Consider the following 24,186-nt stretch of genomic DNA (forward strand, 5'->3'; position numbering starts at 1 on the left):
ATCTACTGGAGGATGACCCTGTGCGGATCTCTTCGAGCCTGCTGCTTTTCGCCTTTTGGCTGACGGCTTTCTTGCCGTCGGCCATTTCCGCCGATTCAGCCGCGACAACCCGGATCGCCGTGAACGGCTTGATGGTCAACTCCGATGTCGCACCATTCGTCGAACAGCACCGCGTCGTCGTGCCCATGCGCGCGGTCTTCACCGCGCTCGGCGGCTACGTCATGTTCGACGCTCCGTCGAAGACCGTGATCGTCGCTCGCCCGCATTCTACCATCGAATTGCGGATCTTCAGTCAGCGCGCGGACGTGAACGGCAATACGGTGTGGCTCGATGAACCTGCGATCGTCCGGAACGGCCGCACCATGGTGCCGCTCCGCTTCATCGCCGAAGCGTCGGGCGCCGACGTGAGCTTCGACGAAGTGCGCAACGTCGTTGGCGTGATGCTGAGCGGCGTTCCAGGCGCAGCGCCCGGACCCGGTGATTCAACCGGAAGTATTCCCGCGATCAAGTCGATGTCCGTGGATACTCACGGCAAGCAGCTGCTGGTCACGGGAGACGTCCTGCAAGTCTCGATCATCGGCACGCCGGGGGCTTCGGCTTCGTTCGATCTCGCCGGCGTCGCCGCAGGCGTGGAGATGCACGAGATCTCGCGGGGCACGTATACCGGATTCTACATCGTGCGCGCGGGCCGCAACGTCTCAGGCGTCAACGCGTACGGCCACCTGTCGCTCGAAGGCCATACGGCGTACGCAGCATCGAGCACGACATTTTCTATCGTCGGACGATCGCCGAGCGTCGTATCATCGGCGCCGGCGAGCGGTGAACGCACGTTTATCGGCCAGCCGGCGATATCAGCGGCGATCGACGACCACGGTGGCCCGGCGGTCGATGCGAATTCGCTTCGCGTGTTCCTCGATGACTCCGACGTGACGAGCTACAGCGGCGTCAGTTCGCGCAGCATCTACTTCACGCCGTACTATCCTCTTGTACCGGGTTGGCATAGAGTCGGTGTCTACGGCAGCGACGTAGCAGGCATTCCGTTCTCGTCGGACTGGTCGTTCTTCGTCGAGCCCTCGTATCAGTACGCGTATTACGGCGGCGCATGCTGTTCGAACGCCGGCAACGGATTCGGCAATGCCGGCTACCCGATCTACTCCGTCTCGCCGCTACAGTTCGGAACCTTTGGGCCGGGAAGCATCATCACGATGGTGCTGCAGGGCTATCCCGGCGGCTATGCGATCGCGAACTTCGTCGGCCTGCCTGGATCGGTATATCTCTCTCAGGTCGGCGGAATGCCGGGCTACTACGTCGGTTCGTATACCGTACCGCCAGGCATCAATCTCTGGCCCGTCAATTTTGACGTGACCTACTACGGCGCGAACGGCCAGACGGCTCACGCGCGGCAGGGCACGGGATTACGATTCGTCGCGTCCACGGCGACGGCGCGCAACCAGCCCGTGGTTCGTCGACCGGCGTTCGCGTCCGGCACGATCGCCGCCGCGCGGCTCACGCGCGTTCCGGTCAGCATCCCGAGCGCGCAGCCGGTGGCGAAGCGGCCGTCGCCCATCAAACCCCTGCCGATCATGCGCTTGCCGCCGACGGAGCCCGCGGCCCCGAGGCCGCCGCCGACGCCGCGACCTGTCGTGACGCCGCGACCTATCGTGACGCCGCGACCTATCGCGACGCCGCGACCTATCGCGACGCCGCGACTTCTGTCGACATCCGCGCCGCGGCCCATGCCGACGCCGCGCGTCCTGGCCACGCCGCCGCCGGTGCCGCTGCCCGCGCCCCACCCTATCGTCACGCCGCGTCCCACGCCAAAGCCAACGACCAGGCCGGCGCCGGCTCCCAGCCCTGCGTCGACGCCGACAACGCCCTGAACCAAGTGCGTCCGCCCTGCATCATCGCGGCGGGGTAATCCGAACGACGCCTTCGAACGTAGAAATCACTATGGAACAGGCAACATTTGGTGCGGGCTGCTTCTGGGGTGTCGAGTCGGCGTTTCGCGAAGTGCCCGGCGTTGTTGACGCGGCCGTAGGTTTCATGGGTGGCCGCACGGCCGATCCGACGTATCGCCAAGTTTGCGAAGGCAACACCAATCACGCCGAGGTGGTCCATCTCAGTTTCGATCCGTCGAAGGTTTCGTACGATCAACTGCTCGACGTCTTCTGGAAGATCCACGACCCGACGACCCTGAATCGTCAAGGCCCCGACGTCGGCTCGCAATATAGGTCGGTCATCTTCACACATTCGCCCGAGCAAGCCAAGGCAGCCGTCGCATCTCGCGATGCGCTTGCCGCATCGGGTCGAGCGGGACGCAAAGTCGTCACGCAGATCGAACCGGCGCAGCCCTTCTATCGCGCTGAAGAATATCACCAGCGCTATTTCGAAAAACAAGGCGGCGGGGCCGCCTGTCACCGCATAGGCTAGTCTGCCGCGTGGGCTAGTCAGCCGCGCGCATGCCGGGGAATCACCTCCGTTCGTGTTAGATTTCGGACGGAGGTACCTATGGAAATTAGCTCTACCTGGCGCCCTTTCACGGGTGATCCGGCAACGCCGCGAGCTCGGCTGCCCGATTCCGCGTTCGCGTTTCCGGCCGAGCGGGCGGAGCCATTGACGGATGCAAAGCACGTCCGCAGCGCCATTGCCCGCTTCAAGCAAGTACGCCACATGTCAGACGCCGAACGCGATGCGGCATTCGACAACATCAAGACCGCAGCGCGGTACTACGGCGTCAACGTCACAGAGCGGACTTGGCGCGACATCGGTTCCGACTAACAGCGGTGCGCCCGCCGGCGATCAGCAGTATCCAGTCACCACCGCGCCGGTCTGGACCACCTCAAACGCGCTTGCCGGCAACGATTTGAGCTGGTTGAGATTGTTGTCGTTCCAGTTCGTATTCGTCTCTCCGGTGAAGTACCAATCGGAACCGTTGTCCGCGAGAATCATACCGTACGTCTTCATCGCCTGGGCGATCGCGCGCGCGTCTCCCGTCAACGCCGAGATGTCGTACGACGCTTTGAGACGCACCCGCAAACCCATGGGCGGATAATATGGGTACTGACCGTGCGGATATCCCGACGTGCAGTGTTGGGCCGGATGGATAAACGCCGCTTGCGTCCGGCTCATCGTGAACCGAAATGCGTGCGAAATCGTGCCGGTGTCCGCTTCTGACTTCTTCACGAGGCCCGGAAGAATCGCTAGCCCTGCTGCATCTGCCGATGTCCAACCATCCGTGCGCTGCGGATTCGCTTTGGCGAACGAGAACGCGGCACCGGAGTATGCATGGAAGCCGTTTGACGGCGGCGGCCCGAGATACGTGGTCGCGTACGTCTCGTACAACTCGCACGTGCCGGTATCGATCACGATGGCGTGACGATCGCTGCCGGCCTCTATCGGCACGTTTGGAGGAAACGGATACGGACCGGCATTGCTCTCCTGCGGATCGTCAAACGAGACGGGCAAGAACGGTTGGTTGGCGGGAACCGTGGTCCATGGAATCCCGTACGTCGGATTCGATCCGAAGTCCGGATGGAGATGGGCGCCCGTATTCATGTTGGCGAGATACTGAGCTGAGTGCGGATCCACGGGGTACTGCGAGATGTTCGTGTTCCACGGATCCGTTCGCGGGAACACCTTGCAGCCGCCGATCACGGGCACGTGATCGGGGCCAACGCCGCCTAACTGGCCCGAACCAAGCGCGACTCCGCTGCCGGCGCCGGAACAACCGCTTGACGCCAGCAGCACGCTGCACAAGACGAAAGCCAAACGGCGGCCGATTAAATCGCTCTTCATGGCACACGCGCAATTCGACGCTGCATCCGGCGGATTCCGGCGCCCGTTCCCCTTCGACACGGAATGTGTGATGCGTCTCAACGTCGCGCAGCGGCCGATTGCCCGGCCGGCCTTGCAGCACGGTCGCTACCCGTCAGTACACTTGGCGCGACCGTTAACGAACGACGCTGTTCGACGTCACTCCGACTGGCGACTAGCTATGAATTTGCCGACGATGAGCGCGATCTTGTCGAAGAACCGGCGGTCCTCTGCATCGAACGCGGCGAGGCGGTGACTGTCCACATCGATCTCGCCGATGGGTTTGCCGTGAACGCGGATCGGCGCGACGATCTCCGACTTCGTTTCGAGCGAACAGGCGAGATAGCGCGCGTCGCTGTTGACGTCGTCGACGATGACCGTCGCATCGAGCGCGACGGCCGCGCCGCAGATGCCGGAGTTGACCGGGATCCGGACGTGCGGCGTTGGCGCTCCATTGTACGGCCCGAGGACGAGCATCTGATCGTCATGTGGATCGAGCATGTAGAAGCCGGCCCACGCACAATCGGGCGAAAGCGCCACGAGCGTGTCCACGATTGTTTGCTGAAACGACGCAAGACTCGTTTCCTTCGCCGCGCTCGCCTCGATTTGCGCGATGATCTCGGGCCAGTGCGTGCCGGCGACCAGCTTCACGTCGTTCTCTCCCGGACCGGCGATTCCACAAGGTGCTTGCGCGACGTCGACGAGAACTCTGCGATGTGGCTGTCGCAGATACGCTTGCCTGGATCGCCGACGTCGCGCGCGCGGCTCGCGCAAACTATGCGCCCAAACCGCGCGGCATTGCTTTCACCATGCCATCCGGTCGAGTCATCCTCATGACGGAATGGCAGAAGAACGGATTCCTCCGTTGGAACATCGACGATCATTTCTTCGGCGACTGCCAACCAGCATTCGGCCCGGAGATGTATCCCGACCTCGAGCGTGGGTTGCGCAAAGATCCGGGCGTCGCGCGTGCCGCGCGCTATCTCGAGAACATCGAACAGACGCACAACTGATCCGCTCAATCGAAGAGTTTCAATCGCGGGTCGACTGCGCTCACCGCCGGCACCGCGAGAGCGACGTCCAAGAGCGCCGCCATTTGCCGCGCGTTGACCGCGGACTGACCGTTCGCATGATTGTTGAAGAAGACATATGTCTCGCGTGTCTTGTCGGCGACCTGCTCGATGAGCGGCACCCACTCAGCCAATTCCGCGTCGTTGTATAAGTAGGAATAGCGATCCGACGGCTTGTCGTGATGCCACCATGCCGCGGCATTGCGTCCGTGAAAGCGTACGTAGCCGACGTCGGAGGTCACCTGCGCGCCCGGACGCAAGAGCGTGTCGTGCGAAGGCTCATCGACGTTACACCAGCCGAGGTTGAGCGCGGCCAGACGCCGCAGAACGTCGGGTCTTTGCCAGTCGCGATGGCGAAACTCCACCACAATCGGCGCGTTCGGCCACGCTTTGCGCAAGGCTTCGATGCGACGGTACGCGGCCGGCGACGGACGAAAACCGTTGGGGAATTGAGCGAGGATCGCGCCGAGTTTCCTTGCGGCTCTGATCGGCTCGATGCACGCCGCAAACCGCGCCGCCTCATCTTCGGCCGGCTCGGCCTCGGCCGGAACGTGAGTTATGGCCGACGGGGCCTTGACCGTGAATCGGAACGTCGGCGGCGTGCGCCGGTCGAGGCGTTCGAACAGCTCCGGACCGGGGGTGGCGTAGTACGTGCTGTCGATCTCAACCGTGTCGAAGCGCTCGGCGTAGTAAGCGATGAAATCCGACTGCGATACGCCGCGCGGGTAAAACGGGCCGACCCATTCGCGATAGGAAAAGCCGCACGTGCCGACTCGGATCATGCGGTCGATTTCGTCGCGCGCGGATTCTTCGCCTTATGGAATGTAGGGCGGCCCTTTATGGGCCGCCGGCGGACCGTAAAGGTCCGCCCTACATGAATCTAGCGCTTTGGAGCGCCCCTGAAGGCGGAGACCATCGCATCGAAGACCGGCGTCGGTTCAAGATTTGAGCCGAACGGCAAGCCGCGCACCACGCCGTTCCTCGCAGAGCCGTTCGGATCCCAACCGTTTCGCCAATTGTATTTGTCGGCGAGCGACCACGTGATGACGGTGGTCAAGGCCTTGTTCTGCACCGCAGTTCCGAGGAAGCCGCCATAGATCTTTGCGGAGACGTTATCCCGCGTCGCGTTGTCGTTGCCGAGACGGATATCGATGAGATCAAGCTCGGTGATGAAGAGCTTTAGCCCGAGCGATGCGACGTCGTTAAGAAACGTCGCGTACCCTGGCGAAACAAACGAGTCAGAGTCGCCCTGGAGATGCCCCTGCATGCCGAGGCCGTGGATCGGCACGCCTCGTGATTTCATGCCTTGAAGGAGATCGAGGACGAACTTGCGTTTTCGAACGCCGGATGCGGTATCCGTTTCCATATCGTCATCGTTGTAGATGAGAATGGCGTTCGGATCCGCCTGTGCGGCCGTGTGGAATGCGAGATCGATATAATCAGGGCCGGCGTTTTGGAACCACGAGTCGGTTCGCAGACCGTCGGGCCGGCCGTCGCCTGGATGAATTGCCTCGTTCACCACGACCCACGAGTACGTCTTACCTGCGTACCGGCCGACCACGGTCGAGATATGGTTCGTCAGCATCTGACGCGCATTCTGCGGCGTGAGATAGTGCTTCAGCCATTTCGGTTGACCGCCGTGCCAGATCAGGTGGCATGACGCGACTTTGAGCGCCTTGCTCTGCGCCCACGCCATCCACGCGTCGGTTTGCGAGAAATTGAAGGAAGTTGGGCTCGGGCGTACGTTGGCCCATTGAAAGTCGTGACCGGATTCGACGAGCGCGCACTGCTGCGCCATGAGGTTTGCAAGATCCGGGTATTGCTGGATGAGCGCATAGTCGCGCGCATTCGCGCCGTACACGATCCCAGCCGACGCAGCGGCCGACCGCAGCGTCGTGGTGTCAGCAAGCGCGGCCTGCGCAAAGAAGGGTGCTGCCGCAGCAGCGGTGATGAAAGTCCGTCGTCTCACTAGCGTGCCCTCGCAGTTGTATCGTTATACAATATTTCTACGATACACGGCGTGGTGTCGTTCCGAATCCTCTGAATGGGACGGGGTTCAAGGCCGTGAGAAAAGCCCTACCAGCGTGGCTTTGCCAAGCAGATGCTTGCTGAGAAGGTCTGTCAGCTCGGGCCCGGTGGTGGATTTCGACGCGCCCGGCAGCAGTGCCGCGTCAAGTGCATAGAGCGTGAAGATGTAGTGGTGCATGCCGCTGCCCACGGGCGGACACGGGCCGCCATATCCCGGTTTGCCGAACGACGTCGTGCCCTCCACGGTTCCAGCCGGCGCGGCGGAAAAATCACCGCTGCCAGCCGCGGTCTTGATCCCATCGACTGACGCCGGAATGTTGAAGACGACCCAATGCCACCATCCGCCGGGCGCTTTGGCATCGGGATCGTGCACCGTCAAGGCGTAGCTCTTCGTGCCCGAAGGCGCGCCGCTCCAATGCAGCGGCGGCGACACGTTGTGGCCCGTGCAGCTCATGCCGTTGAATTCGTAGGAGGTCGGCAGAACCGCGCCATTCTGAAAGCCGGCGCTCGTGAGCGAGAACGGCGCGGTCATCATCGAAGACGCGGCGAGAAGTGCGATCAGCATATTCATGCCGGCGACCATTACATCTGCGGGCAGGTCGTGCCTGTTCGCCGCGGGTATCTTGGGAAGATGAAAAAAGTCGCGGTGACCGGCGCGTCGGGGTTTGTCGGCCGGGCAATCGTGGCGGCGCTTGCTAAGCGCGGCGATGCCGTTCTCGCCCTCGGTCGGTCCGCCTCCATAGACGACCTGCCGCAGGGTGTGAGAACCGCGCGCTTCGATCCCAACGATACGAAACCGCATCCCGAGCTCTTCGAAGGCCTAGACGCTGTCGTCCATCTGGCAGGCGAGACGGTTGACGGGCGTTGGAACGAAGAGAAGAAGCGACGGATCTTCGACTCGCGGGTTGTCGGGACTCGCAACCTCGTCAGCACACTCGCGAAATGCGATATCGCACGACCGCCGGTTCTCATCTGCGCATCGGCGGTCGGCTTCTACGGCTCGCGCGGTGACGAAGTGTTGTCGGAGTCGTCGCCGCCCGGCGACGACTTTCTGGCCGGCGTATGCAAAGCATGGGAGAACGAGGCCGACGTCGCGCTGCTGCTCGGCATGCGCGTGGCGAAAGTGAGGGTGAGCTTCGTCTTGGGCGACGGCGGCGCAGTTCGAAAATTGCTGCCCCCTTTCAAGGCGTTCGTCGGTGGACCGTTTGGAACGGGGCGCATGTGGTTCCCTTGGATCCATCTCGAAGACATCGCGGCGATGTTCCTTTGGGCGATAGATCACCCGGAAGTCAGCGGCGCGCTCAATGCCGTGTCACCCGATGTCGCCACGAATGCACGGTTCGTCCAAGCGCTCGGCCATGCGATTTCGCGCCCTGCGCTCGCGCCGGTCCCTCCATTCGGCCTCAAGCTCGTCGTAGGCGAATTTGCCGATGCGGTGCTCGCGAGCCAGCTCGTCCTACCCGCGAAGGCGATGGATCTCGGATTTCGTTGGGAACATGAATCGCTCGAGGAGGCGATGCTCGACGTCCTCGCGCCGAACACGAACAAAAAACCCGCCACACATGAGTTGCGGGCGGAACAGTACATCCCGCGGCCGATCGAGGACGTGTGGCGGTTCTTCGCCGATGCGTCGAAGCTGCCGCAGGTCACGCCGCCGAAGCTGAGGATCGTGATTGTCGACCCGCCGACCGAACTGACGCGCGGTGCGACGATCGATTATTCGGTGCGGGTCGGCGGATTGCGGATGAAGTGGCGGACGTTGATCGCCGGGCTAACAGCCGGGTCTAGTTTTGTTGATTACCAAGTGCGCGGTCCGTACGCGTTGTGGCGGCATCGCCACGGATTCGAAGTCGGAAAATCGGGTGGGACGATCGTGCGCGACGAAGTTCGTTATTCTCTGCCGTGGGCGCCGCTGAGCGATATCGCGTTGCCGTCCGTGCGCCACGAGCTCTCGGACATCTGGGCCTATCGCAGGCACAAGATATCCGAGTTGTTCTCCTGAAGTACTGCGGCGTTAACCGATGCGCACGCCCCAGCCTTCGAACGCGCCCTTTTCGACTGCCGGCGAGATGACCGTCGGTCGAACATTTGCTGCTAGAATGTGCGTCACCATTTGGTTCTCCTCGTCCGGCCTAGCCGGGGTGATTGATTGAGTTACATACGCATATACTCGTGTGACAAGTGGAAGTTGCAGATAGTTGCAGGGCTTGTCGTTTTTTCGACACTGGCCGGATGCGGTTTTCACGCCGGCGGCCCGGGGACGAAAACTATCGTCATCGGGGCCGATTTCCCCACGAGCGGCATCGACGCAGCCGCCAACGTCCCGACGCAGAACGCCGTGGTATTGGCGGTCGAGGACGAAAACAAGCGCGGATTGCCCGACGGATACACGATCCGGCTCGAGACCACCGACGATTCCGTAGGGGGCGTCCATAACCCCGAACAAGGCGCGCTCAATATCCAATCGTTCATCTCAGACCAGAAGGCGCTGGCCGTCATCGGTCCGGGCAACTCCAATGTCGCGCGTGCGGAGATCCCGGTCGCAAACGCAGCGTCGCTTGCGATCATCTCGCCGTCAGCGACCTCGATCAGCTTGACCGACGACGCATCGGGCGCACGCGAACTCAGGCAGACGAACCCCGGCCTCCACACATTTTTCCGAACCGTGATGCGCGACGACATGCAGGGAGCTGCCGACGCGGATTTTGCGTACCACGCGCTGGGTGCGCGCCGCGTCTACGTGATCGACGACAACGAATCGTACGGCAAAGGGCTTGCCGACGTGTTCATACCGGCGTTTCGCAAGCTCGGCGGCGTCGTCATCGACCGTGCGCACTTCGCCAAAGCGCAACAGGACTTCATCGCGCTGCTCACGTCCGTCGCCTCCACGAAGCCGGATCTTATCTTCTACAGCGGCGTGGTGAGCACGGGCGGCGCTAAGCTCCGTCGCCAGATGCTGGAGCTCGGCATCAACGCGAAGTTCATGGGCGGCGACGGCCTCAAGGATCCGGGCTTCTTGCAGGCCGGCGGCGCCGCAGCCGACGGCACGTACGCATCCGAGGGCGCACCCGAATTGTCGCGCATGCCGAGCGCGCGCTCATTCTTGACAGAGTACGCGACGCGCTTTCCGAACCAACTGCTCGGAACGTACAGCGCAAACGGTTACGCCGCGGCGCAAGCAGCGATCGAGGCCATTCGGTCTCTCATGTCGCGCAACGGCGGCGTGCCGCCCACGCGCGCACAAGTCGTCGCCGAGATCGCGAAGAGCACCGTGGCCGACACCCCGATCGGGCCCGTCGCCTTCGATCGCGCCGGCGACATCACGACGCCCGTGGTGAGCATGTGGATCGTGCGCGGCGGAAAGTATGTATTTCTCTCCCAAGAGCGCACGAAGCTATGACAAGCGACGCGCTCTCGGCGCTCGTTCCCACCATCGAGAAACTCGGCTTCACGGTCGAGTTCATCGAGCGCAACATCATCGCGCGCGAGGGACCCGTGACCGTGTCGGAGATCGCGATGCTCTGGCAGGGCATGCCGAACAAACACGATCGGAAGCGCACTCGTCAGCTGCTCGATGCGCTGACCGAAACCGGCTTGCTGAAAGTTGTGGACGCCGAAAGCGGCGTGTTTGCGCGCGTTGACGTCAGTGCTTGACCCACTGCCATGCGTTCCAGGTGGCTGAGAACGGGCTTGGCCGAAGGCCGGCCAGCGAGGGCTGGGCCGCATATCCGTAGCGCGGCGCATAGAGAAAATCGTATGGCACGTCGCGCGCTAAGATGTGCTGGATCTGCGAGTAGAGCGCTTTCCGTTCGCTTTGCGTGGTTCCGACGAGCGCTCGGTCTTCGAGCTCGTCCACCTCGGCGTTGCAATAGCCCGCGTAGTTCGCGACGCCGTGACATGTGTCGATACCCGAGTCGTCGGGATCCGCACCGGTGCGCCACGCGATGTACGCCATGTCGTACGTTCCCGTCAGCAGCAGCCCGCCTTCGCTTCGCGGCAGATAGAATTGCGCGACCGATATCTTCTTGATCTCCGCGACGATGCCGCGGTCGCGCAGCATGGCTTGCGCGTACTCGGCGGTGCGAACCGCGGTGTCGCCTTCAGGAAACGTGACAAAGACAAGGGCGAGCGGCGTGCCGCCGCGATCCCGCCGCAGCCCGTCTTGTCCGCGCTTCCAGCCGAGCGAGTCCAGTATTCGATCCGCCGCTTGCGGGTCGAAGCGCGGCAATCGTGCCGAGGCGTCGTAAGCCCACGAGAATTGCGGCTGGTCGCTGTCGGTGACCGGATATTGGCCGCCCGTTATCCCCGCCGACATACGCGATCGGTCGATGGACATCGCAACGGCGCGGCGCATGCGCACGTCGTCGAACGGAGCCTTCCGGCAGTTGAACGCGATCGCGCCGAAGCCGGCGAACGGTGCGTAGACGATATGCAGATCGGACGCTGTGCCCAACGCTAGACGCTGCGCCGGAGAAAGCAACGACCAATCGAGCTGTCCGCCGCGAAGCATGATGAGATCGGTGTTCGTGTCCGGCACTTCGCGCGCCCAGATGCCTCGCGCCGCGGGCGCCCCACGGAAATAGTCCCGGTTCGGCGCGAGCGTCAAGCCTTCGCCGCGCGTCCAGGACGTCAGTCTGAACGGCCCCGTTCCGATCGGATGAGTATTGAATTCCGATGCGCGCAACGAACCCCTGCCTTCGAGCAGATGGGCGGGCAGAATCTCCATCGGCGTCGTGCCGTAGGTGAAGAAGGTGGCGACCGTAGGTGCCCATGTATGGCGCAAGTGCACGACGGCGGTCAGCGGGTCGGGCGTATCGATCGCGGAGATCAAATCGTAGCCGTGGGTGGACGGCACATCGTTGCGCGGATCGACGATGGCTTGCCAGGTGAAGCGAACATCGCGGGATGTGAATGCCGCGCCGTCTTGCCAGCGCACGCCGCGCCGCAGTCGGTAGGTTATCGTACGCCCGTCTGAACTGACGCCGCCGTTCGCCTTCGTCGGAACGGCGATCGCGAGCGACGGCACGAGCGCGCCTCGATCATCCACGTCGAGCAAGACATCGAACATGAGGCGCGCGACTTGATGCTCGTCGTCGTTCTGCGCGAGGATCGGATCGAGGCTATGCGGATCTTCGGACAGATTGAAGGCGATCGTGCCCTTGGGCCCTTGCGCGGCCGGCGGCTGCGACCGAAGCGAGCACGCGGAAAATCCGAGCGCCGCGAACACGAGCATGGAGGCCGCCCAACGACGCACGTGACGCAGCTTCGAGAAGGGGAGGCGGGCCTCTTTTTGCGCACGAAGGGCGCCCCATGAGTGACGGCGAGCGGAGCGCACCTTCAATCAAACGACGCACGACGTGGCTCACGCCGACCGTCATGGCGGTCTCGATCGCCAGCCTGCTGTCCGACGCGTGTTATGAGTCGATCATTCCGCTGCTGCCGGCTTTTATCGCTTCGCTCGGCGGCGGCGCGCTCGCGCTCGGAACAATCGAGGGATTGGCGGATGCGCTCGCCGCTGGATTCAAGCTTTGGGGCGGCCAGCTGGCCGACCATAGCAAGAAGCGGCGTGTTCTGGCCGGCGGCGGTTACCTTGCCGTCGGCGTCTTCATGCCGGCCATCGCCTTCGCTCACTCGATTCTCGGCGTCGGCCTCCTTCGCGTTGCGGCGTGGCTCGCGCGCGGATTCCGCAGTCCGATCCGCGACACGCTGATCGTCGACGATACCGATCCCAAGCTCGTCAACAGAGCGTTCGGGTTTCAGCGCGGCCTCGATACGGTCGGTGCGGTGATCGGACCGGCGACAGCCATGATCCTGTTGGCGCACCACGTCGCGGTCTCGACGGCGATTGCGACCGGATTCATTCCCGGCGTGCTGGCAGGCGCTGCGTATTTCTTCGTGCGAGAGCGCCCGCGCACGGTTCCGCCGCGTGCTCCGCTTCATCTCGCGGTTTCGGGCATGCCGCCTGCGTTCAAACGCTACGTCATCGGCGCAGGCGTGTTCGGGCTGGGCAATTTCTCGACGACGCTTTTGGTTCTTGCCGCGATCCACGCGCTGACGCCGGTCGTCGGTATCAGACCGGCGCTCGTCTATGCAAGCGGCCTGTATCTCGGACACAACGTCATCAGCGCGTCATTGTCATACCCGCTCAGCGTGGCGAGCGAACGGCTCGGCGTCGGGAGGCTGCTCGTCGTCGCTTTCGCCCTCTTCGCGATCGTCTGCTCGATCCTCGCGTTTGCCTCGACGTCCCTCGTCGGCATCGCGATCGCATTCGCAGTGGCGGCGATCGCCGGATCGATCATCGAGCCGATGGAGGCGACCTTGGCATCCAAACTGTTGCCGGCCGCAACGCGCGGCACAGGTTTTGGCGTGCTTGCGGCGGTCAACGGCGTCGGAGATTTCGTCTCGAGCGCCGGTGCCGGTGCGCTCTGGCAGATCGCCGGTCCCTTGGCTGCCTTCGGATCCGCCGGCGTCGTGTGTTTGGCCGGTATCGCGCTCGTCGCGCCGGTCGTGTGGACGCTGAAACGTGCGTGAAAACGCGGATCGGTTTCGGCACGGAGCGCCGAAACTCGGCGCCGAATCGTTCGTCAATCGAAAGGGGAGTCACATGTCAGCACGTCACCGATCAATCCGCTCAATTGTCGCTCTTGCCGCGCTCGCGGTCGCGTTCGCGAGCGCCGCTGCGATCGGCCGCACAGACGCGATGTCGAGTTCCACGCCTGCGCCATCGTCATCGGCGGTGGCGGTCAAAATCGCCAACTATGCATTCTCGCCACAGACGATCACCGTCACGGCCGGGACCGTTGTGAAGTGGACGAACACGGACAGCGTGGCTCACACCGCCACCGCGTCGGACAACTCGTTCGATTCGGGGAATTTGAATCAGAATCAATCCTGGTCGTACACGTTCACGAAACCCGGCAAGTACGCGTACGTGTGCACGTATCACTCGAACATGACCGGTACGGTAATCGTGACGGCTACCGCCGCCACCCCGGCTCCCACGAGCGGTTATTAGAGATGTAGGGCGGGCCTTTATGGCCCGCCGGCGGACCATAAAGGTCCGCCCTACATCACAAGACCCAGGAACGAATCGTGCGGGCACGGCGCCACACGCCGCCGGAGTCCTTCTGCCAAAGCTCCGTGGCTCCGTGTCCGCTTAGAGGACCGCGCCAGACCGCGCGCGTGACGACCGCGCCTCCGCCTTCGGGCCGCGCGGACACGATCCCGAGCGGAGCGGGCTGCGAACCAAATTCCGCTTCCCAACGCGTCTCGTCGGAGATCGTACGAAGTATCAATCCCTGCGGTACGATCGGGTCGGCGATGTCCGTCGCGAGCACCGGATGAACGCCGGAAACGCTTTGCAACTCGGCGACCGTCGAATCGAGCATGGACGCGTCGCCAAAACCATCAAACGCATTCTGCGCACTGTTCGCGCGCCGAAGTCGGGAGAACGCGTTTAGGCCGTTGTCGTCGACGGCGGCGAGGAGAGAGCGATCCAAACGAAAGGCCGATAGCGAACCTTCCGCGCCGGCGGCGCGACCCGGTGTCGAACCCCAGACCAGAAATGTTCCGGCCGGCAACGCAGCAAGGAATAGCTGCTCGCCCGCATACGTCGCGCCGGTGGCATAGCTCGCCGGACTTGCGTCGCCGGCGAGCGGCGCGACGCAAATCATCGCCACGCCGTCCATCGGTCTTGTCTCGGCCACCCATAGATCCCCGGCCGTCGCACCGACCGCGCCCGGCGATCCGTCAAGCGAATACCGCACGCGCCATTGCACGCCGTCGTGCGAAGACCAGAGCAACGCGCGATCGGAACACGCGCTCGCGGACGCATGGCAGTCGACAGAGGATGCGCCCCAAAGCGCGCCGTCGTCGGATCGAGAAAGGACCGCAAACGGAAACGCGGGCGCGCGGGCACGGATGAATCGACCTCGAACATCGCCGAGATAGACGTGCCCGAGGTATGACGCGATCCAGTGCATTCCGTCGGCGGGGCCGGCTGGATAGACGCGCCACTGCAAGATGGCCGCGTCAAGCGCATCCGTGTCAGGCTGGAGCGCGGGCCAAAGATCAATCTGGCCCTTCGATTCGACGGCAGCGATCAACGGCTGCACGTCGCTGTACCCGGATGGGAACGTCAAGGGAAGCGTCACGTAGGTCCCAGACCGCTGAACAGTGAGCGCTAAACCTTCGGGCCACGCGAAGTAAAGATGCGCGTTCGAAAGCGCGCCAAAACCGTCGCCCACCGAATACGCCGGGTCCGATGGCCGTAACGGATAAGAGTATTTGACAAAGTCTCGTGTCGCCGCGACGATGCGTGTGAGCCCATACGAGAAGACGAAGTACGCGACGCCATCGCGATACGCGCCTTGATAGACGGTTCTCCCGAGCGGTGCGATAGGCGAAAGCTGGCGCCCGAAGACATCGTCGAAGTGCGGCGCTAGCGCGTCGATCGCGCCCGCGCGCGCAATGCGCGGGGCACGCTGTGCGCTGGAATCGACCCACGCAATGCTCTCGCCGAGCAACACGAACGAACCGTTCGCGGCGATGCCTTCCACTCGCCGGTGCGCGCCGATCTGCCGGATCACGTATTTGCCGTCGGCCCGCACGTAGACGCTCACTCGATCCGAATCAGCCGGCGTGACATCGCTCATCTCGCCGGCGAGCGTCTGGTCGGCGGACATGCGGCGATCGGGCGATGAAAACGTGCCGGATTCCGCGCCGCCGCCATCCAGCGTCAGCTTGGTGTCGACATCGCCATCGCGGATCGAAATGGAATTCGCGCCGGTAAAGCGCGCGCTTTGCGCGAGTCCATCCGACGTCAACTGTGTGAGTCTGCGCGTTCGGAGGTCCAACAGAAACGCCTGGCTCGGGTTCATTCGCGCGGGATCGCCGAACAGCGCGGCGCCGGCGAACACCGCGACGAACACCGCGCGCGAACCGCTGCGATCAGTCGAAGCATCGCCGACGATCGAGCCGGGCATGATCCCGAGCGGCAACGATTGGATATGTAAAAATGCGCCGGTGGGCAGTGCGAGCGTCGTCTCCGGATATGGCACCCCGATGCCGCTCGCTGCGGCGCCGACGCGCAGCGCCGCCGCAAGCGCGATGACGATGAGCGCGAAAGTCACGAAACGGAAAGCGCCACGATACGCCACGCGCATACGCCGCGCTACGACCGCAGCGTGGCGAGGCCCTTCGCGCGCATTTGCGGAAATAAGCGGCGATGCGCGTCACGCACCTCTGGCGCTACCCATTCAAATCTATGCGCGGCGAGGCGCTGACCGCCGCGCGCATGGAGCTCGGCGGCATGCCATTCGATCGGCGTTTTGCGTTCCGCGACGAAACGCCGGGGTCGAATCGCCTCGGACAGCTCGAGACCGCGCGCCAACACCTAGCCATGCTCGGATACGCAGCGAGGGTTGTAGACGGATCGGTCGTGATCGCGGCGCCGGACGGCAGCCTCCTGGCTGCGACCGATCCAGCGCTCGCGCAACGTGTGAGCGCCGAGACCGGTTCGCAGCTCACCGTGACGGAAGATCCGAGTGGCGGCAATCACGACGATGCGGACGTTCTCGTCATCAACGCGGCTTCAGTGGCCAAACTCGCAGCAGAATGGGGACACGACGTGGACCCCCGGCGCTTCCGCCCGAACGTGCTCGTGGCCGGCGACCGACCATTTCAAGAAGAAGCCTGGGTGGGCCGATATATGAAGATAGGAGAGGCTACGCTCAAAGTCGTGTCACCGTGCGTACGGTGCGTCCTCACGACGGTCGAACCCGAGACGCTTGCGGTCGATCCTTCGTTCCTTAGATTGGTCGCGCAAAAGCACAACGCAAGCTTCGGGGTCTATGCCAAAGTCGTCGAACCCGGTGCAGTGCGCGTCGATGACGACGTCGCGGTCACCGAGGGACAGAGCGAGCCGGACCAAGCACAAGGTGTGAAAGTGTGATGACGATGGAGATGTTCAGACGTTCGGCGATCGCGCTCTGCTTCACGATCGCGCTCGCGGCGCCGGCGGCGTCGCATCAAGCCCCGTTCTTGCCCCCCAAAGGCTGGGTCTTCGCGGCCCCGCCGGCCGGTTTCATCGGGAAGTGGATCAAGCCGGGGAGCGACGCATACAAGCAAAACGTCAGCGTCCTCGGTCACAAGTTCGACGGGTCGCTCGCAGATTTCCATGCGATCGCGATCGGCCAGCTCAGAGAGAAGTTTCCGGGCGGCACCATAGCGGTGAACCAAGACACAACCGTGTGTGGCGACCATCCGGCTAAGTACGTCTCGTACGGCTTGAACTCCGATATCGGTCCGATGATCATCGAGCAGATCGAGACCGTGGAAAATGGAGCTGCCTACATCGTGACGTATGCTCGCTTAGCGACACAGGATTCCGACCCAGCAGCGCGAGACTCATTGACGACCATCTGCGGAGTCTGAAAGTGCATGCATAGAACCTCGAGCGCGGCTAAGAACGCCGGGCGAATCGGCGCGGTGTTCGGAGCCGCCGCCGTCGCTACGCTGCTTATTGCGATGCCGGCCGTGCAAAGCCGAGCCGACACGTCTCCGTCGCCCCAAGCGACGCCGGCTAGTCCGTATGGTCGTGTGCCGGTTCCGGGCAACACCGTCGTCTTCGACGGCACCGTCGGCGGCCAGCGCACGGCTTGGGCGTATTTCAGTCAATTCTGGCTCGAGCGGTATCTATCGGTGACGGTCGACGCAGCAGAATTCGCGGTGCAGGGCACGTCGCTCGACAACGAGCTCAACACGATCTCCGACCACGTCATCACATTTCCAAACGGCACGCGCGGCACCGTCGAGTCGATTCAACCTTACCATTACAAGGATCGTCTCGATCTGGAGGTCCGAATCAGCGTCTCCAGCGGCCCGATGCGCGGTAAAGATGTCTGGACCACTGCGGCAGAACTGACGGACGGCACCGGGCACCCCTACGTGAAGATGTAACGCACGGCGCGGTGCGCGAGCACCATGACCGAGAGCATCGAGGCGGGGCCCATAGTTTCAGGATATCGGCGCCTCCGCGGCGTAGCGATTGACGGCATGGCCAATTTCGGAGATTTCCTATCCGCTCGGCCGGGTTTGCAGCGGCGGCTGTTTTTTTTGGCTCGCCGTTTTGTCGCGGGCGAGACGGTCGAGACGGCGATCGATGCGGTTCGCACGCTGAACGCGGCGGGGCTCAGCGCGACCCTGGACTTTCTCGGCGAGGACGTCCACGACGAAGGCGCGGCGGCATTGACGGCCGACACGTACGTGCGCATGATCGACGCGATCGTCGCGGCTCGCGCGGACGCAAATGTTTCCGTCAAGTTGAGCGCGATCGGCCAGGCGATATCGGACGATACCGCTGTCCGCAATCTATTCCCGATCCTCGAGCGTGCCAAAGCCGCGAACATGTTCGTGCGGCTGGACATGGAAGGTTCGAAGACGGTCAATTCGACCTACCGCATTCTCGCCCGCGCCCGGGCGGCGTACGAGCAAGTCGGGGCGGTCGTGCAGGCGTATCTGCATCGCGCGCAGGACGACGTGCAGAAGTTGATCGCCGACGGTACCCGCGTGCGGCTCTGCAAAGGGGCATATGCTGAGCGGCCGGATGTCGCCTTTCAAGACATGCCGGCGATCCGGCGCAACTATATGCGTCTCGCGGAAGCGCTGCTGACTTCCGGTGTCTATCACGGGATCGCCACGCACGACGACAATCTGATCGAAGCGGTGCGCGCGTTTGTCGAACGCAAGGGCATCGGCCCGGATCGGTTCGAGTTCCAAATGCTCTACGGGATAAGACCGGAACGGCAGCGCGAAATCGTCGGCCTCAAATATCGGCTGCGCGTGTACGTGCCGTTTGGGACGCATTGGGCCGGATACTTCTATCGGCGACTCGCGGAACGTAAGGAAAACGTGTATTTCGTGGTACGCAGTCTGTTCAGCCGATGATCGTCGGTATGCACTTTGGCGCAGTGTTCGTGCGCTCGTCATCCATTCGACGCGTGATCGGGGCGCTGGAACAATTGATGGACGAATCGGATCGGGCGCGGACACAGGAGCGCGGCTTGGAACCGACGCCGGACGACGTGACGGTGGAGAAAATCGTTCGCAGTTTCGCCGTGCTGCCGGAAGAAGACGATTGGATATCCGTGCTCGAGGACGGCCATTCGCTCGACGACGGCGGAGTGGCCGAGGGCTTGAGCGAGATACTCCAGACTGAAACGCTGCACTTCACGTACAGCGACGCGCAGAAGGCGTGGTCGTTCACCCGCTATGTGGATGGGCAGCCGCTCGACGCCGGGGGCGCCGAGGATCGCGACTATGACGTGAGCGCGATGCAGTTTCTCGAGCAGAACTCCGTGCCGCATTTCGGCGTGTACTACGAAGAGATCGCGGCGTCCGCCGGACCGGATGCCCCGGCACTGGAGGGATCGCTTGAGATCCTCGGCGACATCTCGATTCGACCGCCGATGGGGACCGAGATAGTCACGTTTCGCCGCCGCCCCTAATCTTCGATACGGCCATAATCGTAGATCTGCCTTGGAAGGCAAGTGTTCTTTCCTCGGCTTACATACGTCGCATGCGAAAGCGGCTGTTCGACGGCAAGATGCCGTTGACTCTACGCATCGTAGCGTGGTTGTTCATAGTTCAAGGCGTCTTTTCGCTTGCGACAAGTCTGATTCAAACACACGCAGCCAACGTCGGATTGAACCCATCTGGTTTCGGGGCGGCGACTGACATCCTCAGCGGCCTAATAGACCCGATCGTCGGCGCAGGCATTCTCTTCCGACGTCGATGCTGGCGATCAATCGCCGCGTTGGGTGTCGGCAGCAATTGCGGGATGCAGGTCGCTGGAATCGTGGCAGCGTCAGGGGGCGATCATCTTTTCTACCCCCAGTCGATTATTCTATTGATATCACTTGGCTTCAGCTGCTTGGTGCTCTGGGCATTGACGGATCGGAGAGCCCACCTCGCGATGAGGTGACCGATGGCCGGTTACGATGCGCGGTGCGCTTCGCCGAAGAGGCGCTGCGTTTCCGCGAATCGATCGACGCGGCGAAAAGCGGCTTCGGCCTGCGTGTAGGACTGCGAAATGATGCTGGCGGCCGCGGCAAACGAAGGCGGCGTGTTCAAGGCGGCCATGTGGATCAAGACCGCGGTGAGGCCGGCGGCCAACTTCAGAGTGCTGATAAAACGTCCCGACATCGCGTACTCCTCGCTGTTGAAACGCTGGCACAACGCCCTATTGTTTCCCAAGCGATGAAAGTCGCGTTAAAAGGGAGCCGACTGGCCTCGGCCCCCTGCAAGTGATAAGTCGGTCTCTTCAGGAACTTAGAGGTGCTGGGTCACCGTGAACGTCAGCGCGCGGCCGGGCAGTGAGTACGCGTTCGTCGGCGACGGTCCGGTCGGCGTTGGATATGCGACGCCGGCGCCGAACAACGTGAACTTGTCCGCGAACTGATTCGTCAAGTTCTGCACGCCGAGTGTGAGCGTCGTCTGCTGCATCTGCTTGTACACGCTGCCGTTGAACAGCCAGTATGACGGCCGGTTCAACTCGTTGTTGGCACTTTCGTACCCCGCGCCGATCGCATAGCCGAACCCGGTCGAACCGTGACCGTCGAGCGACAGCAAGCCTTTGTGCGGTGGTATGCCTTGGAATTGCTGACCCGAGACGACGTTTGGCGCCGAAGGGTCGAACGCTGCCGGATCGTTGAGCGGATAGGCGATGTCGATCCCATACTCGGCGTGCAGCGCGCTATAGCGTGAAAGCTGCTTGTCCGCGCGAAGCTCGACGCCTTGGTAGCGGACGTTCGCCAAGTTCTCGATGAAGCCGAACTGACCGCCGCCCGGATTCGAACTCGGCACGAAGAAGATCGGGTCGCGCAGCGCCGTGCTGTAGGCGTCGATCTCGATCCGCGGCGCGAGTTCGTCGCCGCCGAAACGATGTTCGTAGCCGACTTCGAATTCGCTCGTATGTTCGGCGGTGAGGGTCGGGTTGATCGCCCGTTCGGTCATGAGCGGCGCGCGGAAACCCGTGCCGAACGAAGCCCGGAAGACATTGTCGGCGCTTGGCGTCCAGACCATCGCGAGCCGCGGGTCGATGCTGGAGCCGAACGTGTCGTATCGGCTCGCGTACACCGCTGCGGTGTAATGCAGCTGCGGCGTCGAATCCCACTGATACAATCCTGCAAAGGACCGCTGCGTCTGCTGCGTCGACAAGATGCCGGGTGAGAATGGCGCACCGGGCGGCAGCGAGAGAGTCTCGTGCCGAATATCCGTGAGCAGCGTCCACGTGCCGTTCGCGAGATAACGGTCGTACTGGATCGAGTCATCGCTCACGACGTCGCGGTCGTCGAACAGATATGGATTCGCCAGCGTGACCGGCACGCCGGGAACCGTCTGATCGGTCACGTTCGTGAGGTGTCGCATGATCAAGGTGCCGGGCGCGGTTCCCGTCGTGCTCGACTCACCGATCGGCAGCTGCACATCTAAACCGTATGCCGGCGAATTCGTCAGGTCCGCAGCTCCGGGATACGCGGTGAATATCGAGCTTGGTCCGACGCTGTTCGGATCGTTCGGGAAGCTGAGCGGCGCGGAAAGGTCGCGATACGCAGTCGTGTTGCGATAGGTGGCTTCTACGAATCCGTCGCCGATGCCGAGCGAATAGCGCAGCTTCAATAACGATGATGTCGCATCGATCGTGCTGCCGAGCGTGGTCGATGCGACCGTAGGCGGCGACGCTTGCGGGTTCGGCTCATAGAGCGCGTCGTAGCCGGTGACCGCGCCGTTCGTGCTGTAGCGATGGAATGAAAGCGCGTAGCCGAGACGATCGCCGGTCGTACCGGTCGCCTGAAGCGTGTAACCGGATGTGTCGAAAGTACCGAGCGAGAACCGCAGCAAGCCATGGTCTTGCGGCGTCGGGTCGAGCGTGCGGAAGTTGATCGTGCCGCCTTGTGTGTTCGCCCCGTCCAGCGAGGCCGGTCCCACGCCATAGACGACCTGCACCGCAGAGAATTGCGCCGGGTCTAGCAACTCGAGGTCGAAGTCACCGGTGTTGGCGTTGTTCACCACGTGGCCGTCGATGTCGATGAGCGTTTCCGAGGGGTCCGGGCCGCGCAAGCTGGCTGTCTGCGGCAAGCCCGGCGCGCCGCCTGCAGGACGCGTCATCGTGACAGCGATCTGTTGGCTGAGCGCATCGGCAAGATTCTCGACGCCGCGCCCGGCTAGGTCTTGGGGATCGAGGTTCGCCGACGGTGCGGAGGAGGTGGATAGCACCTGACGGCCGTTGACCGTGACACGATCGAGCGTCGAAATGCTGCCTGTGGTCGCGCGCGCTAACTGAAGGACGATCGCCGCCGTGTGGCCCTCGGTGACGGAGATCGTCCGCGGAGCCAGGGGCGCGAAGCCTCGCGCTTGCGCGGTCACGACGTATGTCTGGGCCGGGAGGTCGAGCTTGAACGAACCGTCGGCGCCGGAGATGACGGAGTTACGCGTAGGACCCGCCGCAAATTCGATCCGGGCCGCAGCGATCGGCTGACCGGAAGCATCGATGACGTTTCCTTGAACAGACCCGGTCGAAGCCGCTAGCGCAGGCGTTAACAGCAGCCCGGCAAGGATGGCTGCAACGGTAATTTTAAGAGTCGCGAATATTCTCAAGGTATATACTCATTTATCCCAGCTCCGTCGGCGCGCCTGCCGCGCGTTTCCCAATCGGATTGGGACGTTTTCCGTCATCCTCCGACTATCGTCAAACTCTTCACAGGACCGGGTTTTCAAGCATGCGTAGTTGGCGATGTACGGCACCCGCCGCATGCAATGGCGGCCCACATCTAGACTAGAATGCAGGAGAGCCATGAACGACAGATCGGACAGCGCAACGCGGGCTGAACGCGACTCGATGGGCGAGATGCAGGTCCCCGCGCACGCATTGTACGGCGCGAGCACACAGCGCGCCGTGCTCAATTTTCCGATCAGCGACCTTCGCTATCCGCGGCGCTTTATCAAAGCACTGGGTCAGATCAAACTCGCGGCGGCGCAGACCAACGGCGAACTGGGGTTGATCGACGAGGGCGTCGCCCGCGCCGTCGTAGAGGCCGCGCAAGAAGTCGTCGACGGTAAGCACGACGCGCACTTCGTAGTGGACATCTTCCAAACCGGCTCGGGAACGTCCACCAACATGAATGCGAATGAAGTGATCGCCCACGTGGTCGCCGGCCACAAGCGCACCGACAAGAAAGTGCACCAGAACGACCACGTCAATTTCGGCCAGAGCTCCAACGACGTGATTCCGACCGCGACGCACGTCGCCGCCGCCAGCGCCATCAAAGAAGATCTGCTGCCGGCGCTGCACACGCTGCAATCCTCGCTTGAGAAGAAGAGCCAGGAGTTCTGGCAGATCGTCAAGACCGGCCGCACGCACTTGCAAGACGCGACGCCGATCCGCCTTGGTCAGGAATTCCTCGGCTACGCGGGTCAGATAGAACGCGCTCGCAAACGCGCGAATCACGCGCTCGACGAACTATGCGAGGTCGCGCTCGGCGGCACTGCGGTGGGCACCGGCATCAACACACATCCCGAGTTCGCCAAGCGGACGTGCGCGAAGCTGGCGGAAATGACCGGCCTTCCCATCCGCGAGACGTCGAACCATTTTCAAGCGCAATCGAGCTTGGACAATTGCGTTGCGGCGAGCGGCGCGCTCAAGACGATCGCGGTATCGCTGACGAAGATCGCCAACGACATCCGCTGGCTCGGATCCGGTCCGCGCGCCGGCATCGGTGAGTTGGAATTGCCAGCCGTTCAGCCCGGTTCGTCCATCATGCCGGGCAAAGTCAATCCCGTGATCTGCGAGAGCGTGCTGATGGTCTGCGTGCAGGTGATCGGGAACGACGCAGCCATCACGGTCGGCGGACAGAGCGGCAACTTCGAGATCAATCTCACGATGCCGATCGTCGGCTATGATCTGCTTCAGTCGATCTCGCTGCTCGCGCACGCCTGTACGAACTTCGCCAAGCAATGCGTGGACGGTCTCAAAGCGACCGACAAGGGCCCGCAGATGGTCGAGCGCGGACTTGCGATCTGCACATCGCTCGCACCCATCATCGGATACGACGCGGCCGCCGATATCGCCAAAGTCGCTGCCAAGACCGGTAAGACGATCCGCGAAGTAGCGCGCGAGAAGACGAAGCTGTCCGACGCCGAGCTCGACTCGATCCTCAACCCGGCGCTGATGTGCGAACCGAGCGCGGATCGCGTCGGCGCCGGAGGCGGATAAACGCCG

At 62.9% G+C, this 24,186-nt stretch carries 24 protein-coding genes; 15 read left to right on the forward strand and 9 right to left on the reverse strand.

What is annotated here, in order from left to right:
• The first annotated feature begins 20 nt into the window (after nt 1-20).
• From VKT51_03975 to VKT51_03985, 3 genes are all read left to right on the forward strand, one after another.
• A complete protein-coding gene (locus tag VKT51_03975; protein HLJ83321.1) occupies nt 21-1,880 on the forward strand; it encodes a copper amine oxidase N-terminal domain-containing protein in 1,860 nt (619 codons plus the stop codon).
• Nucleotides 1,881-1,950: 70 nt separating this feature from the next.
• A complete protein-coding gene (gene msrA, locus VKT51_03980) occupies nt 1,951-2,430 on the forward strand; it encodes a peptide-methionine (S)-S-oxide reductase MsrA (protein HLJ83322.1) in 480 nt (159 codons plus the stop codon).
• 78 nt (nt 2,431-2,508) lie between these two features.
• On the forward strand, nt 2,509-2,778 hold the full coding sequence (locus tag VKT51_03985; protein ID HLJ83323.1) for a DUF6582 domain-containing protein: 270 nt from the start codon (nt 2,509-2,511) through the stop codon (nt 2,776-2,778).
• Nucleotides 2,779-2,799: 21 nt separating this feature from the next.
• Here VKT51_03985 and VKT51_03990 read toward each other — a convergent pair whose 3' ends face one another.
• Together VKT51_03990 and VKT51_03995 are read right to left on the reverse strand one after the other, a co-directional pair.
• Complete coding sequence (locus VKT51_03990) at nt 2,800-3,795, reverse strand: hypothetical protein (GenBank protein HLJ83324.1); 996 nt, start codon at nt 3,793-3,795, stop codon at nt 2,800-2,802.
• A gap of 177 nt (nt 3,796-3,972) precedes the next feature.
• Nucleotides 3,973-4,464 carry a GAF domain-containing protein gene (locus VKT51_03995; GenBank protein HLJ83325.1) on the reverse strand — a complete coding sequence of 164 codons (492 nt, stop codon included), beginning with the start codon at nt 4,462-4,464 and terminating at the stop codon, nt 3,973-3,975.
• 65 nt (nt 4,465-4,529) lie between these two features.
• On the opposite strand from VKT51_03995, the gene VKT51_04000 reads away from it, so the two are divergent.
• Nucleotides 4,530-4,826, forward strand: a complete 297-nt coding sequence (locus tag VKT51_04000) for a hypothetical protein (protein HLJ83326.1) — start codon at nt 4,530-4,532, stop codon at nt 4,824-4,826.
• A gap of 5 nt (nt 4,827-4,831) precedes the next feature.
• On the opposite strand, the gene VKT51_04005 is transcribed toward VKT51_04000, so the two are convergent.
• From VKT51_04005 to VKT51_04015, 3 genes are all read right to left on the reverse strand, one after another.
• Nucleotides 4,832-5,665, reverse strand: a complete 834-nt coding sequence (locus VKT51_04005) for a DUF72 domain-containing protein (GenBank protein ID HLJ83327.1) — start codon at nt 5,663-5,665, stop codon at nt 4,832-4,834.
• Nucleotides 5,666-5,763: 98 nt separating this feature from the next.
• Nucleotides 5,764-6,852, reverse strand: coding sequence for an endo-1,4-beta-xylanase (locus VKT51_04010; protein ID HLJ83328.1), 1,089 nt, complete (start codon nt 6,850-6,852; stop codon nt 5,764-5,766).
• An 87-nt stretch (nt 6,853-6,939) separates the two neighbouring features.
• On the reverse strand, nt 6,940-7,476 hold the full coding sequence (locus tag VKT51_04015) for a YbhB/YbcL family Raf kinase inhibitor-like protein (protein ID HLJ83329.1): 537 nt from the start codon (nt 7,474-7,476) through the stop codon (nt 6,940-6,942).
• A gap of 36 nt (nt 7,477-7,512) precedes the next feature.
• On the opposite strand from VKT51_04015, the gene VKT51_04020 reads away from it, so the two are divergent.
• The 3 genes from VKT51_04020 to VKT51_04030 all read left to right on the forward strand — a co-directional run bounded on the left by VKT51_04020 (nt 7,513) and on the right by VKT51_04030 (nt 10,565).
• Complete coding sequence (locus tag VKT51_04020; protein ID HLJ83330.1) at nt 7,513-8,913, forward strand: TIGR01777 family oxidoreductase; 1,401 nt, start codon at nt 7,513-7,515, stop codon at nt 8,911-8,913.
• Between the two features lie 186 nt (nt 8,914-9,099).
• Nucleotides 9,100-10,311 (forward strand): branched-chain amino acid ABC transporter substrate-binding protein, encoded by a 1,212-nt coding sequence (locus VKT51_04025; GenBank protein HLJ83331.1) that lies wholly within the window; start codon nt 9,100-9,102, stop codon nt 10,309-10,311.
• Nucleotides 10,308-10,565, forward strand: a complete 258-nt coding sequence (locus VKT51_04030; GenBank protein HLJ83332.1) for a hypothetical protein — start codon at nt 10,308-10,310, stop codon at nt 10,563-10,565. Before VKT51_04025 ends, VKT51_04030 begins: the two co-directional genes overlap by 4 nt.
• Here the strand turns inward: VKT51_04030 and VKT51_04035 are convergent.
• Nucleotides 10,555-12,165 carry a peptide ABC transporter substrate-binding protein gene (locus tag VKT51_04035; protein HLJ83333.1) on the reverse strand — a complete coding sequence of 537 codons (1,611 nt, stop codon included), beginning with the start codon at nt 12,163-12,165 and terminating at the stop codon, nt 10,555-10,557. The two genes, VKT51_04030 and VKT51_04035, sit on opposite strands and share 11 nt — an antisense overlap.
• A gap of 56 nt (nt 12,166-12,221) precedes the next feature.
• Here VKT51_04035 and VKT51_04040 point away from each other — a divergent pair, with 56 nt between their 5' ends.
• Complete coding sequence (locus VKT51_04040; protein HLJ83334.1) at nt 12,222-13,442, forward strand: MFS transporter; 1,221 nt, start codon at nt 12,222-12,224, stop codon at nt 13,440-13,442.
• A 73-nt stretch (nt 13,443-13,515) separates the two neighbouring features.
• The gene (locus tag VKT51_04045; GenBank protein ID HLJ83335.1) at nt 13,516-13,926 is read left to right on the forward strand and encodes a cupredoxin family copper-binding protein; all 411 of its coding nucleotides are present in this window, start codon (nt 13,516-13,518) and stop codon (nt 13,924-13,926) included.
• A 55-nt stretch (nt 13,927-13,981) separates the two neighbouring features.
• Here VKT51_04045 and VKT51_04050 read toward each other — a convergent pair whose 3' ends face one another.
• A complete protein-coding gene (locus VKT51_04050; GenBank protein HLJ83336.1) occupies nt 13,982-16,042 on the reverse strand; it encodes a hypothetical protein in 2,061 nt (686 codons plus the stop codon).
• Nucleotides 16,043-16,137: 95 nt separating this feature from the next.
• On the opposite strand from VKT51_04050, the gene VKT51_04055 reads away from it, so the two are divergent.
• The 5 genes from VKT51_04055 (at nt 16,138) to VKT51_04075 (ending at nt 19,417) form a co-directional block, all read left to right on the forward strand.
• Nucleotides 16,138-16,863 carry an MOSC domain-containing protein gene (locus tag VKT51_04055; protein HLJ83337.1) on the forward strand — a complete coding sequence of 242 codons (726 nt, stop codon included), beginning with the start codon at nt 16,138-16,140 and terminating at the stop codon, nt 16,861-16,863.
• 5 nt (nt 16,864-16,868) lie between these two features.
• Nucleotides 16,869-17,345: a hypothetical protein gene (locus VKT51_04060; GenBank protein HLJ83338.1), complete on the forward strand. Its 477-nt coding sequence runs from the start codon at nt 16,869-16,871 to the stop codon at nt 17,343-17,345.
• A gap of 6 nt (nt 17,346-17,351) precedes the next feature.
• The gene (locus tag VKT51_04065; GenBank protein ID HLJ83339.1) at nt 17,352-17,870 is read left to right on the forward strand and encodes a hypothetical protein; all 519 of its coding nucleotides are present in this window, start codon (nt 17,352-17,354) and stop codon (nt 17,868-17,870) included.
• 96 nt (nt 17,871-17,966) lie between these two features.
• The gene (locus tag VKT51_04070) at nt 17,967-18,857 is read left to right on the forward strand and encodes a proline dehydrogenase family protein (GenBank protein HLJ83340.1); all 891 of its coding nucleotides are present in this window, start codon (nt 17,967-17,969) and stop codon (nt 18,855-18,857) included.
• Entirely contained in the window at nt 18,854-19,417 is a 564-nt protein-coding gene (locus VKT51_04075) for a hypothetical protein (protein ID HLJ83341.1), read from the forward strand. The genes VKT51_04070 and VKT51_04075 overlap by 4 nt, the downstream gene beginning before the upstream one ends.
• A gap of 487 nt (nt 19,418-19,904) precedes the next feature.
• Here the strand turns inward: VKT51_04075 and VKT51_04080 are convergent, their stop codons facing one another.
• Nucleotides 19,905-20,114 carry a hypothetical protein gene (locus tag VKT51_04080; GenBank protein HLJ83342.1) on the reverse strand — a complete coding sequence of 70 codons (210 nt, stop codon included), beginning with the start codon at nt 20,112-20,114 and terminating at the stop codon, nt 19,905-19,907.
• Nucleotides 20,115-20,240: 126 nt separating this feature from the next.
• Entirely contained in the window at nt 20,241-22,565 is a 2,325-nt protein-coding gene (locus tag VKT51_04085) for a TonB-dependent receptor (GenBank protein ID HLJ83343.1), read from the reverse strand.
• A 196-nt stretch (nt 22,566-22,761) separates the two neighbouring features.
• On the opposite strand from VKT51_04085, the gene VKT51_04090 reads away from it, so the two are divergent.
• Nucleotides 22,762-24,180, forward strand: coding sequence for a class II fumarate hydratase (locus VKT51_04090; protein ID HLJ83344.1), 1,419 nt, complete (start codon nt 22,762-22,764; stop codon nt 24,178-24,180).
• Nucleotides 24,181-24,186: the final 6 nt, after the last annotated feature.

The sequence above is a fragment of the Candidatus Eremiobacteraceae bacterium genome, from assembly GCA_035295225.1.
In the GTDB taxonomy this organism is placed as follows: domain Bacteria; phylum Vulcanimicrobiota; class Vulcanimicrobiia; order Eremiobacterales; family Eremiobacteraceae; genus JABCYQ01.

What these genes read in the sequence shown, in the direction of transcription:
- VKT51_04090 (HLJ83344.1), top strand. Translation starts at nt 22,762, where the DNA reads ATGAACGACAGATCGGACAGCGCAACGCGGGCTGAACGCGACTCGATG.
- VKT51_04015 (HLJ83329.1), bottom strand. Translation starts at nt 7,476, where the DNA reads ATGCTGATCGCACTTCTCGCCGCGTCTTCGATGATGACCGCGCCGTTC.
- VKT51_04045 (HLJ83335.1), top strand. Translation starts at nt 13,516, where the DNA reads ATGTCAGCACGTCACCGATCAATCCGCTCAATTGTCGCTCTTGCCGCG.
- VKT51_04055 (HLJ83337.1), top strand. Translation starts at nt 16,138, where the DNA reads ATGCGCGTCACGCACCTCTGGCGCTACCCATTCAAATCTATGCGCGGC.
- VKT51_04070 (HLJ83340.1), top strand. Translation starts at nt 17,967, where the DNA reads ATGGCCAATTTCGGAGATTTCCTATCCGCTCGGCCGGGTTTGCAGCGG.
- VKT51_04005 (HLJ83327.1), bottom strand. Translation starts at nt 5,665, where the DNA reads ATGATCCGAGTCGGCACGTGCGGCTTTTCCTATCGCGAATGGGTCGGC.
- VKT51_03990 (HLJ83324.1), bottom strand. Translation starts at nt 3,795, where the DNA reads ATGAAGAGCGATTTAATCGGCCGCCGTTTGGCTTTCGTCTTGTGCAGC.
- VKT51_04060 (HLJ83338.1), top strand. Translation starts at nt 16,869, where the DNA reads ATGGAGATGTTCAGACGTTCGGCGATCGCGCTCTGCTTCACGATCGCG.
- VKT51_04040 (HLJ83334.1), top strand. Translation starts at nt 12,222, where the DNA reads ATGAGTGACGGCGAGCGGAGCGCACCTTCAATCAAACGACGCACGACG.
- VKT51_04075 (HLJ83341.1), top strand. Translation starts at nt 18,854, where the DNA reads ATGATCGTCGGTATGCACTTTGGCGCAGTGTTCGTGCGCTCGTCATCC.
- msrA (HLJ83322.1), top strand. Translation starts at nt 1,951, where the DNA reads ATGGAACAGGCAACATTTGGTGCGGGCTGCTTCTGGGGTGTCGAGTCG.
- VKT51_04030 (HLJ83332.1), top strand. Translation starts at nt 10,308, where the DNA reads ATGACAAGCGACGCGCTCTCGGCGCTCGTTCCCACCATCGAGAAACTC.
- VKT51_04080 (HLJ83342.1), bottom strand. Translation starts at nt 20,114, where the DNA reads ATGTCGGGACGTTTTATCAGCACTCTGAAGTTGGCCGCCGGCCTCACC.
- VKT51_04065 (HLJ83339.1), top strand. Translation starts at nt 17,352, where the DNA reads ATGCATAGAACCTCGAGCGCGGCTAAGAACGCCGGGCGAATCGGCGCG.
- VKT51_03985 (HLJ83323.1), top strand. Translation starts at nt 2,509, where the DNA reads ATGGAAATTAGCTCTACCTGGCGCCCTTTCACGGGTGATCCGGCAACG.